At 32.5% G+C, this 16036-nt stretch carries 17 protein-coding genes; 13 read left to right on the top strand and 4 right to left on the bottom strand.

All coding sequences use genetic code 11. The annotated features are described in order from the left end of the window. The 4 genes from BUC09_RS01295 to BUC09_RS01310 are packed head-to-tail and all read right to left on the bottom strand — an operon-like array spanning position 1 to position 3916. Positions 1-1476, bottom strand: coding sequence for a sensor histidine kinase (locus tag BUC09_RS01295; protein WP_073307926.1), 1476 nt, complete (start codon positions 1474-1476; stop codon positions 1-3). Continuing rightward, a complete protein-coding gene (locus BUC09_RS01300) occupies positions 1477-2028 on the bottom strand; it encodes a CopD family protein (protein WP_073307928.1) in 552 nt (183 codons plus the stop codon). Positions 2029-2033: 5 nt separating this feature from the next. Continuing rightward, complete coding sequence (gene hemH / locus BUC09_RS01305) at positions 2034-3050, bottom strand: ferrochelatase (RefSeq protein ID WP_073307930.1); 1017 nt, start codon at positions 3048-3050, stop codon at positions 2034-2036. After that, positions 3050-3916, bottom strand: coding sequence for an AraC family transcriptional regulator (locus BUC09_RS01310; protein ID WP_073307932.1), 867 nt, complete (start codon positions 3914-3916; stop codon positions 3050-3052). Before BUC09_RS01310 ends, hemH begins: the two co-directional genes overlap by 1 nt. A 228-nt stretch (positions 3917-4144) precedes the next feature. On the opposite strand from BUC09_RS01310, the gene hemA reads away from it, so the two are divergent. The 13 genes from hemA (at position 4145) to BUC09_RS01375 (ending at position 15965) form a co-directional block, all read left to right on the top strand. Continuing rightward, positions 4145-5392, top strand: coding sequence for a glutamyl-tRNA reductase (gene hemA, locus BUC09_RS01315; protein WP_073307934.1), 1248 nt, complete (start codon positions 4145-4147; stop codon positions 5390-5392). A 6-nt stretch (positions 5393-5398) separates the two neighbouring features. Then, positions 5399-6328, top strand: coding sequence for a hydroxymethylbilane synthase (gene hemC / locus BUC09_RS01320; protein WP_073307936.1), 930 nt, complete (start codon positions 5399-5401; stop codon positions 6326-6328). 2 nt (positions 6329-6330) lie between these two features. Beyond that, positions 6331-7032 carry a uroporphyrinogen-III synthase gene (locus tag BUC09_RS01325; RefSeq protein WP_073307938.1) on the top strand — a complete coding sequence of 234 codons (702 nt, stop codon included), beginning with the start codon at positions 6331-6333 and terminating at the stop codon, positions 7030-7032. 70 nt (positions 7033-7102) lie between these two features. Then, entirely contained in the window at positions 7103-8128 is a 1026-nt protein-coding gene (hemE, locus tag BUC09_RS01330; protein WP_073307939.1) for a uroporphyrinogen decarboxylase, read from the top strand. 27 nt (positions 8129-8155) lie between these two features. Beyond that, positions 8156-9937, top strand: coding sequence for a hypothetical protein (locus tag BUC09_RS01335; RefSeq protein WP_143161841.1), 1782 nt, complete (start codon positions 8156-8158; stop codon positions 9935-9937). A 1-nt stretch (position 9938) separates the two neighbouring features. Further along, positions 9939-10841: an oxygen-dependent coproporphyrinogen oxidase gene (hemF, locus tag BUC09_RS01340; protein ID WP_073307943.1), complete on the top strand. Its 903-nt coding sequence runs from the start codon at positions 9939-9941 to the stop codon at positions 10839-10841. Positions 10842-10875: 34 nt separating this feature from the next. Then, a complete protein-coding gene (locus BUC09_RS01345; protein ID WP_200778469.1) occupies positions 10876-11151 on the top strand; it encodes a four helix bundle protein in 276 nt (91 codons plus the stop codon). 120 nt (positions 11152-11271) lie between these two features. Next, positions 11272-12270, top strand: a complete 999-nt coding sequence (gene hemB, locus BUC09_RS01350) for a porphobilinogen synthase (protein ID WP_073307945.1) — start codon at positions 11272-11274, stop codon at positions 12268-12270. Then, positions 12270-12650: a c-type cytochrome gene (locus tag BUC09_RS01355; protein ID WP_073307946.1), complete on the top strand. Its 381-nt coding sequence runs from the start codon at positions 12270-12272 to the stop codon at positions 12648-12650. Before hemB ends, BUC09_RS01355 begins: the two co-directional genes overlap by 1 nt. A 58-nt stretch (positions 12651-12708) precedes the next feature. Continuing rightward, positions 12709-13179 (top strand): methylated-DNA--[protein]-cysteine S-methyltransferase, encoded by a 471-nt coding sequence (locus BUC09_RS01360; protein WP_073307948.1) that lies wholly within the window; start codon positions 12709-12711, stop codon positions 13177-13179. A gap of 1 nt (position 13180) precedes the next feature. Then, complete coding sequence (locus BUC09_RS01365; RefSeq protein ID WP_073307950.1) at positions 13181-13738, top strand: hypothetical protein; 558 nt, start codon at positions 13181-13183, stop codon at positions 13736-13738. Between the two features lie 6 nt (positions 13739-13744). Continuing rightward, a complete protein-coding gene (locus tag BUC09_RS01370) occupies positions 13745-14458 on the top strand; it encodes a 3'-5' exonuclease (protein WP_073307952.1) in 714 nt (237 codons plus the stop codon). A 64-nt stretch (positions 14459-14522) separates the two neighbouring features. After that, the gene (locus BUC09_RS01375) at positions 14523-15965 is read left to right on the top strand and encodes a nucleoside recognition domain-containing protein (protein ID WP_073307954.1); all 1443 of its coding nucleotides are present in this window, start codon (positions 14523-14525) and stop codon (positions 15963-15965) included. Positions 15966-16036: the final 71 nt, after the last annotated feature.

Raw genomic sequence — 16036 nt, forward strand, 5'->3', positions numbered from 1 at the left:
TTATTTGTTTATTATAGGTAAAATAACTTTAAAAGTGGTTCCTTGATTTACTTCAGACTCAAAGGTAATGCTTCCGTTGTAATTTTCAATGATGTTTTTAATGATTGCTAAGCCTAACCCCATACCGCTTGTTTTAGTAGTAAATTTAGGTTCAAATATTCGGTCGAAATCTATGTATGCAATTCCTTTACCGTTATCTTGTACACAAATTACAGCATTACTTTTGTCCTTAGTAATAGAAACTAGAATACTCTTTTCTGTTTTTTCATCCGGTATAGCTTGTATTGCATTTTTAACTAAGTTGGTAATAATCCTTATCAATTGTGTTCTATCAATTTTTGTAATTATCTCTCCATGAGAAGATTCAAATCGAATATAATCTTCATTAAAGATTTCCAATGCTAATTTAACGACATCAACAATATTGAGTGTCTCATTTTGTTGAGCTGGTAGCGAAGCAAAGTTAGAAAACGCAGACGCAACAGCCGTCATTGTATCAATTTGCTGAATTAATGTTTTAGAAAAATCGGCTAATTTTTTCTTTGCATTAGGATCTTCAGGATTAAATCGCATTTCAAAACTTTGAACCGTTAATCGCATTGGCGTCAATGGGTTTTTAATTTCGTGAGCGACTTGTTTCGCCATTTCTCTCCATGCTCCTTCCCTTTCACTTTGAGCCAGTTTATTAGCACTTTCTTGAAGCTGATCAATCATCTTATTATATGAAAAAATCAATCGGTCAATTTCATGACTATTGGTGACAGACTCAATCTTTTCATTTTTTTCTGTCAAACTAGTTTCCGTTAGTTTATCAGAAATAGTTTTTAATGATTTTGTTATGTATTTTGAAAGATAATAAGCAATCCAAATCGAAATAATCACCATTGCTAAGTACACCATACCATAAATAAGCAAGAAGTTTCTGATTTCGTTTTTGTAGAAAGAATCATCTTCTACATAAGGCAGTCGAATAATTCCTAGTGGCTTATTTTCAACAAAATCCATTAAATAACTATACGAAAATCGATAACTTTTATCTTTCCCCTCAGCAAAATCAACGTATCTGTTTTTGGGTGAATTTTTTACTCTATCCACCACATAATCTGGTAGTAAAGGAGAAATTTGTCCCTTTATTATTGGTGCTTTAGAAGTGACCAATAATCTGCCTGAAAAATCGAAAATATCAATTTGAATATTGTGAATATTTGCAATCTCAAAAATCTTATACGAAAAGATAGATCGTAAATTGAACGTTGTTAATGGGTGTGGCGTAGTTGCTAAAATATACTGTATGTGTTGGCGAATTTGATTTTCTTTAATCAATAACTTTTCGTCGTGGTATACTTTACTTTTAATCTGAAAATGAATGATAGAAGCTGCCGCAATTAATATCGAAGATATAAGTGTAATTAGAATCATCGACATGAAGATTCTTGTGCGTAGCGACCAATGTTTAACCTTAAAAAGGGATTTCATTTACTGATTTTTTTCTCTAATCTTTTTATAGAATTTATACCCAAACATTAAAAGTACTGAAAAAAGTATAATTCCAATTACTCCATAAATCCAATTCACAGCATTTTTTAAAATCACAAGAAAGACAACTGCAAATAAAATAATAGTTGCTCCTTCATTCCACAATCTAAAAAATCCCGACGTATGTTTTACCTCATCTTTTTGTAACTGAAGAAATATTTGATGGCATTTTAAATGATACAAGTACAAAAGAAACACAAAGCCCAGTTTTACATGCATCCAAGGTTGTGTGAGCCAAATTTGACCAGCATCTGTAAAGAACAACATCCAATACGCAAAAAAACTAGCCAGAATAGCACTAGGCCAAGTAATAATATACCACAAGCGATACTGCATTAATTGGTATTGTTTGATTAAAATACTTTGTTCTGGCTCTTGCTTTTGCTTAGCTTCTGCATGATATACAAACAAACGAACAATATAAAACAAACCTGCAAACCAAGTAATAACAAAAATGAGATGTAAGGATTTTATGTAGTTATAAAGTTCCATTGCAATTAGTTTTTAGCCCACTCTTTAATCCAATTTGCAATTGTATCCATCCAAGCTTCGTCTTCATTCAAACAAGGAATTGCTTTGAAATTTTCTCCACCATTAGCTTTAAAATCTTCATCAGCACGCATTGCAATTTCTTCTAAAGTCTCTAAACAATCAGCAACAAAAGCTGGTGTAACAACCGCTAGATTTTTGATCCCTTTAGCGGGCATGTTATTGATTTCAATATCTGTATAAGGCTCTAACCATTTATCGCCTGCAAGTCTTGATTGGAAAGTTTCGCTATATTTTTCCTTTGGTATATTTAAAAGCTCAACTACTTGACGAGTCGTTTCAAAACACTGATGACGATAACAGAACTCATGAGCTGGCGATGCAGTCACACAACAACTGCTATTTATTTTACAATGTGTTGTAGTTACGTCTGACTTTCTGATATGACGTTCTGGAATTCCGTGATAAGAGAAAAGTAAATGATCATAATCAAAACCTTCTAAATGTTCTTTAATTGAGTCTGCTAGATTTTGGATATAATCTTTTTTGTTATAAAAAGAATTTATGCGTGTAATGGTCATTTCAGGGAAATGCTTTTTACGAAGTTCTTCGGCTAAAACAAAAATAGTTTTTGTCGATGCCATTGCATATTGAGGATACATTGGTAATAACAACACTTCGGTAACTCCTTTGTCTTTTAATTCTTGCAATCCTTTTTGAATAGTCATCGAACCATATCGCATCGCTAACGCTACAGGAACATCTACTCTATCTTGAACTTTTTTGTGTACATTTTTAGAAATTACTACAAGTGGTGAACCTTCTTTTGTCCAAATTTTTCCATACGCATGAGCAGATTCTTCTGGCCTTTTGCGTAAAATAATTCCTCGAACTAATAAAGCTCTTAATAAATACGGAACATCAATTACGTATTTATCCATTAAAAATTCATCTAAATAAGGCTTAACATCTTTTGGGTCTGGACTTTCAGGTGAGCCCAAGTTCACTAATAATACTCCTTTCATTATTGTACTTTTTCTAATAAATATTTCTTAGGCGTAGTGCCAAATTTCTTTTTAAATGCTGCTATAAAATGGCTAGATGTGCTATAGCCAATTTTTAATCCTACTTCATTAACATTATACGATCCGCTATCTAATAAATTACGGGCATAATCCATTTTATAATCGAATAGAAAACCATAAACGGTGTCTCCATAAATTTGTTTGAAACCTGTTTTTAGTTTTTTAAGATTCAACCCTACTTTTTCCGAAAGTTCTTCTAAACTAGGCGGTTCAGCCATATTTGCAATGATGATTTCTTTGGCTTTTTTAAGCTTTTTTACATTTTCCTCATCAATTAAAAAAGGACATTGCTCAACGTCTGGATCTTCACTTTTGTTAAAGAACAAACTCAACAATTCGTATCCTTTTCCTTTATAGTATAAATTCTTGATTGTTGGGTTTAAGTTGTAATGAAACATCTGGTTCAAAACAATCGCCATAGAAGGCGTAATGTTTTCCTCACCGTAGTATTTCCTGTCTTTGTTTTCTTCACTTAAAAACGGAATATGATCCGCATCACTTGTGAATAAACCATGAAATTTTTTAATAGAAATTAGAACAGAAATAATCCAAGTTTTAGGCGCAATATCTAAATGAAGTGGCAACTCTTTTTCTGGATTGTAGAACAAAAGTGATTTCTCATCTTTTAAATCTAGAGTATAATTACCGTTATTAAAGATGAATTTTCCCTTTCCTTTTAAGCCAAAGTGAAACTGAATCAATCCAGTTTTTACAGGACGCTCGTATTTCATTTCTTCCTCAGAATCATTCTGAAAGCGAATTAAAATAAATTCATCGTCTATTTTTATTTCTTCCGCTGAACTCATAGCGATACTTTTTAGTTTTAAATTTCAATCAATTAGAACTTTTTTATTTAGAATGATTCTATATAAATAAATTCTAAAGACCTTATTTCACAGCAAAAATATAACAAATATCGCTAAAAAGTCATTTCAACTATAAAAATTACTTATAGCGACACAAAAAGTACTTATAGCGTTATTTTTATAAAAATTGCAAGACTAAATTTGTATCGAAAATTTGATTAGGATTTAATGACACAGAATATACCCGCAAAATCAACTTCGTTTTATGCTATTGGCTTAAGTTATCTTAAAGCTGATGCAGAGATGAGAGGTAAATTTAGTCTGGATGATAAAGCCAAAGAAAACTTACTAGTTCAGGCTAAATCAGAAGGTATAGAAAGTCTGATTGTAACTTCTACCTGCAACAGAACAGAAATTTACGGTTTTGCACAACACCCATTTCAATTAATCAAACTACTTTGTGAAAATAGTCAAGGAACTGTCGAAGACTTTCAAAAAGTAGCTTACGTATACAAAAGTAAAGAAGCTATCAATCATTTATTCCGTGTAGGAACGGGTTTAGATAGTCAAATTTTAGGTGATTTCGAAATCATCTCTCAAATTAAAAATGCCTTCGTTTTTTCAAAAGAACATGATTTAGGAAACGCTTACATGGAGCGTTTGGTAAATTCGGTTATTCAAGCGAGTAAAAGAGTTAAAAACGAAACCGAAATTTCTTCTGGAGCGACTTCTGTATCTTTTGCTTCGGTACAATATATTTTCAAAACCGTTCCTGATATTGCTGATAAAAACATTTTGCTTTTTGGCACAGGTAAAATTGGTCGTAATACGTGTGAAAACCTTGTAAAACATAGCAAACACGACCACATTACTTTGATCAATCGCACAAAGGATAAAGCAGAAAAATTGGCCAAAAAATTAGACTTAATCGTAAAAGATTACGCTGATTTACAAGAAGAAATTCAAAAAGCTGATGTTCTGGTAGTAGCGACAGGAGCTCAAAACCCAACGGTTGATAAGACCATTTTAAATCTAAAAAAACCTTTATTGATATTAGATTTATCGATTCCTAAAAACGTGAACGAAAATGTTCAGGATATTGAAGGAGTGACTTTGGTTCATATGGATCATTTGTCGCAAATTACCGATGAGACTTTAGAGAATCGTAAAAAATTCATTCCGCAGGCTGAAGCAATTATTGAAGAAATTTCAGATGAGTTCATCACTTGGACTAAAGGGCGTAAATATGCACCAACGATTCATGCTTTGAAAGCCAAACTACAGTCGATTAAAGAAATCGAAATGGCGTATCAACGTAAAAAAATGAACAACTTTGATGAGGCTCAAGCCGAGATAATAAGCAATCGTATTATTCAAAAAATCACCAATCATTTTGCCAATCATTTAAAAGATGAAAACACTTCGGTTGATGAAAGTGTAGATTGGATTCAAAGAGTGTTTCAGTTAGAAAAATAACAACTTGTGGCAAAAAATCGAATTATAAAAATAGGAACTCGCGATAGCGAATTAGCGCTTTGGCAAGCTCACACTGTTGAAAAACAACTTAACGATTTAGGATATAAAACCGAAATTGTTGCCGTTAAATCACAAGGGGACATCATTCTTGATAAACCTTTATACGAATTAGGAATCACAGGAATTTTTACTAAAACCCTTGATGTTGCTATGATTTCTGGTCAGGTAGATATTGCTGTACATTCTATGAAAGATGTTCCTACAGCTTTGCCACAAGGTATTGTACAAGCAGCTGTTTTAGAAAGAGCCAATACGGTTGATATTTTAGTACACAAAGGGAATTTAGATTTCTTACAAGGTGAAGGAACTATTGCTACTGGGAGTTTACGTCGCCAGGCACAATGGTTGCATAAATATCCAAAACACCAAGTAGTTGATTTACGTGGAAACGTAAATACCCGTATGCAAAAACTAAGAGATAGTGATTGGGATGGAGCTGTTTTTGCAGCGGCTGGATTGGAAAGAATCAATTTAAAACCGGATACTTTTATCAATTTAGACTGGATGATTCCGGCACCTGCACAAGGCGCTATGATGGTGGTTGCTATGGCAGAAGATACTTTTGCTTTAGACGCTTTGTCTGAATTAAACCACATCGAAACAGAAATTTGCACGTATATCGAACGTCAGTTTTTAAGAACATTAGAAGGTGGTTGTACTGCGCCAATTGGAGCCTTAGCCATTTATAATGAAAAAACAGATTGTATCGATTTTGACGGGGTGTTATTCTCTATCGATGGTCAGCAAAAAATAGAAATCAAACGTTCTTTTGATATTTCAGAGTGGAAAAAGTTAGGTTTGAATTGTGCCAAAGAAATTCTTGACAATGGAGGTTCGGCTTTAATGGCTGAAATTAAAGAAAAACTGAAAAAATAATTGTGGCTGAAAACATTAGAATATTATCTACAAAAACCTTGCTTTCTAATCAGAAGCAGTTTTTATTGAACGCTAATCTTTCAGTAGTCGAAGCCGATTTTATTGAAACCAAGTCATTACCAATTCTTGCTAATGCTCAAATCAACGAAGCTTTAATTTTCACCAGTCAAAATGCAGTTAATACTGTTTTAGGATTTGAAAATATTGAAGATTTAAAAGCTAAAAAAGTCTTCTGTGTTGGTTTAAAAACCAAAGCATTATTGGAAGAAAACGGATTTCAAGTAGAAGCTTATACAGGTTATGCTGAGGATTTAGCGGAAATCATTTCGTTAGTCTATGCCGATTCAAGTTATACTTTTTTTAGCGGAAATTTGCGTCGCGATGTTTTGCCTGAAAAATTGAAAGAAGCCGAAATTTCATTCAATGAAATTGAAGTGTACGAAACGATTCTAACACCTCAAAAAATGACTTCGACAGGCTCAGCCAACGGTAATTCAACATTTGACGGAATACTTTTTTATAGTCCGTCAGGAGTAGAAAGTTATACTAAACAAAATAAAATTGCTGATGAAATATGTTTTTGTATTGGAAATACCACTGCAGAAGCATTAGAACATCACACAAAAAATATCATAGTCGCGAACCAACCTTCGGTTGAAAATGTGATTATCCAATGTATTAATTATTTTAGCCGTAAGCACTAAGCTTTAGGCAATATGCAATAAAAATGTAAAAAGCTTAAAGCGTATGGCTTAAAGCATAAAGCAAGAAAACATGATTAAAAACGACTTATTCTTAAGAGCTTTAAAAGGAGAAACTGTAGAACGCCCGCCAGTATGGATGATGCGTCAGGCAGGAAGATATTTACCAGAATTCAGAGCATTACGCGACAAATACGATTTCTTCACACGTTGTGAAACACCAGAATTAGCAGCTGAAATCACAGTGCAACCTATCCGAATTGTAAAACCAGATGCGGCAATTTTGTTTTCTGATATTTTGGTAGTTCCAAGAGCTATGGGAATTCACGTTGAATTAAAGGACAATTTAGGTCCCATTATTCCTGACCCAATTCGTACAATGGAACAAGTGGAACAAGTTTTTATTCCAAATATTGAAGAAAGCCTTGGTTATGTGATGGATGCCATCAAACTAACCAAAGAAATGTTGAACGACGAAGTCCCTTTAATTGGTTTCGCGGGTTCTCCATGGACTATCTTTTGTTATGCTGTAGAAGGAAAAGGGTCTAAAAGTTTTGATACCGCTAAAGGTTTTTGCTTTTCAAATCCTGTTGCAGCCCATACATTATTACAAAAAATTACAGATACTACCATTTTATACTTAAAAGAAAAAGTAAAATCAGGCGTAAATGCGGTACAGATTTTCGATTCTTGGGGAGGAATGTTATCGCCTGTGGATTATCAAGAATTCTCTTGGAAATACATCAACCAAATCGTGGAAGCATTAGCTGAAGAAACAGAAGTTATTGTTTTTGGAAAAGGTTGTTGGTTTGCGTTAAATGAAATGTCAAAATCAAAAGCATCGGCATTAGGTGTGGATTGGACATGTTCACCTAAAAATGCACGTTATTTAACGGGTGGAAACATCACCTTACAAGGTAACTTTGATCCGTCGCGTTTATTATCTCCAATTCCAACTATCAAGAAAATGGCACACGAAATGATCGACGAGTTTGGAAAAGACAAATACATTGTAAACTTAGGTCACGGTATTTTGCCAAACATTCCTGTAGATCATGCAAAAGCGTTTATAGAGGCTGTTAAAGAATATGGTCAGTAGCCATTACTTTTTATAGAAATAGTTTTAATGATGTTCAGAACTAAAAAAAATACAGCTATTTGTTTTTTATTTTTTGGGTTAAATGCTTTTTCCCAAAATTTAAAATCTGACAGTATCACTATTCAAAAAGTAATTGATAGATATATTTCAAAAAAAGAAAACCAGAAATTAGTAGTTGTTTCAGACAAAAATGATTCTGAATTGATTAAGAAATACATTCTTGAAAAGAACAAAGTTGACAAACTCAATAAAGAAAAATTTATAAAAGAAACTGAGTCAACCATAGGCAAAAGATATCTAAAAGGAGATAAAACAGTCATCCCAAGCATAACTCAAGTGCTTAGAAAGAAAAATAAGGAGAAAATTTTTGAGCTTCTAAAGGAGTTAGAACAGGATTATAACTCAAGAAACAAAGGTGTAGTTTTAGAACCTGAAATAATTGATCAACTTATAAAACTTATGAACGATGACTATTTTGAAAATATTATTGTTCAGTTCTTAGGATATAATCGTATACATGGAGCCGAAGAGATTTTCGAAAAACGTCTTATATCAGGTTTATCAAAAGATAATGATAGAATTTTTTATTGGTTGGCATCAAATTATAATAATTCTAAAGCCGTTGATTTTGTACATTCATCTTATTTTTCAGGCAAAATAGATTTAGAAAAAGAACATTGGATTTTCAATGGTTTTGAGGAATATCTTAAAGGGAATGATGATAAAATTAATTCTAAAATACTTGAAATTGCACATGATTTTTTGAAAAAGAACCCAATTAATAAATCAAGTTTTGAAATTAAAAAAGGAGAATACTTATTTACAGATACACCTTTAAATCTAAAGTTTTTTGGGATTTTATTGGAGTTTGGTGATAAAAATGCAAATATAATTTTAGATAATATCCTGAAAAGTTTAGAAGGAACTGTTATTTATGAAGAATTTAAAAACAAGGTTTCATTATTTAAAATTAAATCTTATTCAAAAGAAGATAGAAAAAAAATCATTTTAAAAGAATTAGAAAACAAAGATGATTTTTTTGAAATAATAGAATTAGTAAAAAATGATTCTGAATTATATACTGATATTGAAGTTAATCAATTAATTTTTAAAAATTTTCAAAAATTTGATTTTACTGATGAGTTTGATTTTTTAAGAATCAATGAATTTCTGAAAGATCAACAGAAGGAATTTGTATTGAATAATATCAAAAATGAATTTACCAGTAACAATCTAAAAACCCATTTTCAAAAAAAATATTTGATTTCTAAAATGAGTTATGTTGAAATAAGTGATTTTTTATTAGAGCATAAAATAATAGATTATCCAATAACCAACTCTCTGATAGAAAACTATAAAACAAAAGAGTATCACTACGATAATTTGAATTCTATTGAAACATGCTTAGATTTAGCTGAAGTAGCTTATAATTTCGATACTGAAGTAGGAACAATTCCTGTAGATTATAATAATTTACTTAATAGCTTTTCAGGAATATCTAAAGGAAAAATTAATGACATCTTTTCTCATGTTCAGTACAAGATAGATAGAAAAAAAGGAAAAGTTTACTATCATTTTTTGGTCTCTTACAAGGATAAATGCTACATAATGAAGCCTGAAGATCAAGGAGATTGGTATGACATTGAAATGTTCGAAAAGTTAATAAATCAAATTGTAAAAGACACTAATTGCAAAGAAGAATATATTTCTATTGAAACTGGTGGACAAGATGCATACTATATTTTTGGAGAAAAGGAAAATATTAATTTAATGCAAAAAGCTTTTTATCCTAAGTATCAAAATAACTAAAATGAAAAATAAATTCTACACATATATACAAACCCTTCAAGACCAAATTTGTAAAGGCTTAGAAGATATTGATGGAACAGCAAAATTCCGTGAAGACTTATGGGACAGACCCGAAGGTGGTGGTGGAAGAACCCGTGTGATTGAAAACGGAAATGTTTTTGAAAAAGGCGGTGTAAATATCTCAGCCGTTCATGGGAAATTACCAGATTCAATGCAGAAATTATTCAATGTGGGCGAAGCCGATTTTTTTGCTTGTGGTTTGAGTTTGGTCATTCATCCTAAAAATCCAATGGTACCAACGGTTCACGCGAATTGGCGTTATTTCGAAATGTATGACGATAATGGAAATGTAATCAATAGCTGGTTTGGCGGCGGACAAGATTTAACACCCTATTATTTGTTTGAAGAAGATGCGAAACATTTTCACCAAACCTGTAAAACAGCGTGCGACAAACACAATCCAGAGTTTTATCCGAACTATAAGAAGAAATGTGACGAATACTTTTGGAACGCACATCGCAACGAAGCAAGAGGAATAGGCGGTTTGTTTTTCGATTATTTGAAAGAAACAGACACCATGAAAATGGAAGATTGGTACAATTTCGTAACCGAAGTTGGAAATTCTTTCCTACAAGCCTATGTTCCTATTGTAGAAAGGAGAAAAGATTTACCATACACAGAAGCTAACCGCACTTGGCAGGAAATCCGTCGTGGCCGTTATGTCGAATTCAATTTGGTTCACGATAAAGGAACACTTTTCGGTTTAAAAACAAATGGTCGCATCGAAAGTATTTTGATGAGTTTACCACCGCATGTGCAATGGGTATATGACCATCATCCAGAAGGGGGAAGTGATGAAGAAAAATTGATACAAGTTTTAGAAGATCCTATTGAATGGTTATAAGCTGTCAGATTTCAGCTATCAGTAGTCAGTAATTATGAGAGATTATAAAAAATTGCAAGTTTGGGAAAAATCACATCAATTAACTTTAGAATTATATAAAGAATTGAAGGATTTTCCAAAGGAAGAAATGTTTGGCTTAACGAGTCAAATGAAAAGATCTTCCAGTTCAATACCAACAAATATTGCAGAAGGAGCTGGCAGAAACACCAATAAAGATTTTGCACGATTTTTATCAATCGCATATGGCTCAACCAATGAATTAGAATATCAAATTATACTTAGCATTGACTTATTATTTCTTGAAAAATAAAAAGGAGAAAACTTTTTGGAAAAAATCCAAGAAATTAGAAAAATGATACATGGATTAATGATTAAAATAAATAACTCTGAAAGCTGATTACTGAAAGCTGACAACTAAATAAAAAAACATATGTTTCCAATACAAAGAGGTAGAAGATTACGAGTGAATGAAAGCATTCGTTCATTAGTTAGAGAAACGAGTTTAAGTCCAACAGATTTTATGTTTCCTATGTTCATCATGGAAGGTGAAAACAATAAAATTGAAGTGCCATCCATGCCAGGAATTTACCGCAGAACATTAGATTTAACGGTAGAAGAAGTAAAAGAATTATATGCTTTAGGAATTAGAGCAGTTAACATTTACGTAAAAGTAAACGACGACTTAAAAGACAATACCGGAAAAGAAGCATGGAATCCAAACGGATTGATGCAAAATGCTATTCGTGCTATTAAAGCAGCTTGTCCTGAAATGATTGTTATGCCTGATGTAGCTTTAGATCCATATTCGATTTATGGTCATGATGGAATTATTGAAAACGGAGACGTAGCCAATGATGCAACAAACGAAGCTTTAGTGAAAATGGCTGTTTCTCATGCTGAGGCAGGTGCCGATTTTGTAGCACCAAGTGATATGATGGACGGTCGTGTATTGCGTTTGCGCCAAGGATTAGATGCGGCTGGTTTCCACAATGTGGGAATTATGAGCTATTCGGCTAAATATGCTTCAGCTTTTTACGGTCCTTTCCGTGATGCTTTAGATAGTGCGCCGAGAGAAGCTGATGTAGTGATTCCGAAAGACAAGAAAACCTACCAAATGGATTACGCCAATCGTATTGAGGCTGTGAAAGAAGCTTTGTGGGATGTGGAAGAAGGTGCTGATATGGTAATGGTAAAACCAGGTATTGCCTATTTAGATATTGTTCGCGAAGTAAAAAATGCTGTTGATGTACCTGTAACTGTTTTCCATGTGTCAGGAGAATATGCCATGATCAAAGCCGCTTCTGAAAGAGGTTGGTTAGATCATGATAAAATCATGATGGAACAATTAATGTGTATCAAACGTGCTGGAGCAAGTTTAATTTCAACCTATTTTGCCAAAGAAGCTGCTATTTTATTGAATCAGAAATAATGAAAAAAATACTATTATTATCATTTATCGGAATACTGATTTCTTGCAAAAAAGAAAATCAAGAGAACTTTGACAAACCAACATCTGAAGTTGCTACTTTAAAACCTGAAGAATTAGGAAAAGAAATTTTTCAAGGTAAAGGTGTTTGCTATACATGTCATAAAGAAGAAGTTAAGACCGTTGGCCCTGCAATAAAAGATATCGCAAAAATTTACAAAGAAAAAGGCGGAAGTATTGCCGAGTTCTTAAAAGAAAAAAGCGAGCCTATAGTCGATCCAAGTCAGTATACGACAATGAAAACTAATTTTGCAATTACTAAAAATCTTCCTGAAGAAGAGTTAAAAGCATTAGAAGCCTATATGCTGAGTTTTTCAAAATAGAACAAAAATCAAGTCATCTTCGGATGACTTTTTTATTTTAAATAACTATTTTTATAACATGGAAATTGCTTTTATACAATCGCCTTTGGGCATCACAAAAATTGAAGGAGATGAGAACGGCATTGCCATTATTTCTGTTTTATCAGAAGGTACAGCAACTAAAAAAATTCCTGCTGTTTTAAAAGAAGCAGTCATTCAACTTCAGGAATATTTTGAAGGAAAAAGAACCGAGTTTACTTTCAAACTCAATCCTCAAGGTACAGAATTCCAACAAAAAGTCTGGCAAGAGTTACTCAACATTCCCTTTGGTAAAACCACTTCTTATATGGATTTATCCAAAAAGTTAGGTGATGTAAAAGCTATTCGTGCCGTAGCTTCGGCCAATGGCAAAAATCCTTTATGGATAGTAGTTCCGTGTCACCGTGTTATTGGTAGTGACGGATCACTTACTGGTTATGCGGGTGGTTTGTGGCGCAAACAGTGGTTACTCGAACACGAAAATCCTAATAAACAGCAAAGTTTGTTTTAGTATGAGAAAAATTACTTTCTTAATATTCTTGTTTCTAACTCAACAATCTTTTTCTCAAGATTTTAGCCTAATAGTAAAAGCTGAAAAAAAATTAAATGAGAAAGATTATGTTAAAGCTTTACGTCTACTCAACAGAGCAGAAAAAGTGGATTATGGTTTTTGTGGAAATGCAAAAATGGATGCTTTTGATAAGATTTATGAGTTAAAAATGAAACTTTTTAAAGAGACAAAAGATTTAAAAGGATTACAAAAATTTCTTAACAATATTCAGTTTGAATTTGATGAAGGGTATTCTAAAGAAAGAATTTTATTAGCATTAAACTTTTATACAAAAGAAGAATTAAAACGATTATTGATTGAATCTATTCAAAATTCTGCTAGAAGAAATTTAGAATCTGACTTTGGAATTGTTAATTTTAAATTGTCTAGCAAATACAGGATTAAACTTTATTTTCTTGATTATAATGTTTTAACAATTATGAGAAATGAAAAAATAACTTATAATGAAGCTGTTATTAAAATATTTCAAAAATCTGTATATTGGGAAATGTTAAACTAAAAACCAATGCTCGACAAACTCCAACTAGAAAATATTTTATTCCTTGATATTGAAACCGTTCCTGAATTTGAAACTTTTTCAGATCTAGACGAAACTAAAAAGGAACTCTTTGATCTTAAAACTAAATATCAGCGTAAGGAAGATTTTACAGCAGAAGAGTTTTATGATCGCGCAGGCATTTGGGCTGAGTTTGGTAAAATCATTTGTATTTCGGTTGGTTTTTTTACATTCAAAGGTGATGTTCGTCATTTTAGAGTGACTTCCTTTTTTGGTGAAGAAGAAAAAATTTTAAAAGAGTTCTCTAATCTTATAAACAATCATTTTGGTCAACCACAACATGTTTTGTGTGGTCATAATGCCAAAGAATTTGACTTCCCTTTCATCGCTCGACGTATGATTATAAAAGGAATTCCGATTCCGTTAAAACTGAATTTGTTCGGTAAAAAACCATGGGAAGTGCCTCACTTAGACACGTTAGAATTGTGGAAATTTGGCGATTACAAACATTATACATCTTTAAAATTATTAACTAATGTTTTGGGCATTCCTTCTCCTAAAGACGATATTGATGGTAGTGAAGTAGCCCACGTTTTTTATGTTGAAAAAGACATTGACCGTATTGTCACGTATTGTGAAAAAGATGTTATTGCAGTTGCCCAAATTTTACTCCGCTTACGACGAGAAGAATTGTTAATTGAAGAAGAGATTATTCATGTGTAAGGCATTCTTCAACTAATAGATAACAGGTATAAAAATTTAAATATCTTTACAAAAAATACACTTTATGGTTCTAAGCAGATTTTGGCTCGTAATATTTATTTCTTCAATTCTTTTTGTGGTGGTAAGTTTATTTACCGGAAACAGTTACACTATTGATTATGTATTGAACGGAAAAAAAGACGAACCCATATTAATTTCTGAGAAATACTTAAATCAGGTTCCAAAATTTATTGCAGACAGCATTGAAAAAGCGCCTAATATGACCATGGTCATCAACCGCGATACCATTAATGCCGATACCACTTATGTATACAAAAGTCAAACGGTTAAAGTATACAGTGGTGTACAAAAATCGGATGGTTTACTACCTACTTGTAAAAACAGCTTAATTGATTTGATTATTCCATTGATTGCTTATCTGGCATTTTTCTGTGGCTTAATGGAATTATTGATTATTTCTGGTGCATCCGAAAAATTAGCTTCTAAACTGAGTCCAGTTTTTGCTAAGGTGTTTCCGTCTGTCCCAAAAAACCACGAATCAATTTCGTATATGACATTAAACTTTGCTGCAAATTTCCTTGGATTGGATTCGGCAGCGACGCCATTTGGTTTAAAAGCCATGGAAAGTTTACAGGAAATCAATCCCGAAAAAGACAAAGCTAGTGATGCTCAAATTATGTTCATGTGCTTGCATGCGGCTGGTTTGACTTTGATTCCAACTTCAATCATTGGTTATCGAGCAGCAGAAAATGCCGCTAATCCTGCCGATGTAATGTTGCCTTGTATTATTACTTCTTTCGTAGGAACCATAGCAGCATTTTTATTAGTTGGCATCAAACAACTTATTAATTTTAAAAGCGCTTCGCTTGTAGTTGCTATCACTACCATTATAGCGGCTATTGCAGGATTATTATTTTATATTAACGGATTGGATTTAATTGGAAAAAACTATTTTACTGGTAATCTTTCTGGTTTGATGTTAATTTCAATCATTGCTATAACCTTAATTTTTGCCTTCATACACGAAAAAAAATTCGCCGAAAAAGGAACAACAATATTTGACACTTTTGTAGATGGTGCCAAAAACGGGTTGAATACTGGGGTTAAAATTTTTCCTTATGTAATGGGAATGCTAGTAGCTATTTCCTTCTTTAGGAATAGTGGTTTATTTGAAATTATTAGTAACGGAATTTCTTTCTTATTCTCGAATATTGGTGTAAGCAAACAAATTACGGATTCCTTACCAGTTGCCATGTTACGTCCATTTAGTTCTGGTGGCTCGAGAGGATTTATGATTGATGCGATGCGTAATTTTGGCCCTGATTCTTTTACAGGTCGTTTGTGTTGTATTTTTCAATGTAGTGCAGAAACTACTTTTTATGTAATAGCTGTGTACTTTGGTTCAGTAAACATTAAAAACACACGTTACACTTTAGGTATGATGTTGTTAGTTGATTTAATTTGCGTTATAGCTGCAATAGCAATCGCTAGCTGGTTTTTCTTATAAATCAATGAATTAAAGATAAATTAACCGATATTTTATCGGTTTTTTTTATTGTTTTTAATCAAATTTATTAC

The sequence above is a fragment of the Flavobacterium terrae genome (assembly GCF_900142035.1).
Classification (GTDB): Bacteria; Bacteroidota; Bacteroidia; order Flavobacteriales; family Flavobacteriaceae; genus Flavobacterium; species Flavobacterium terrae.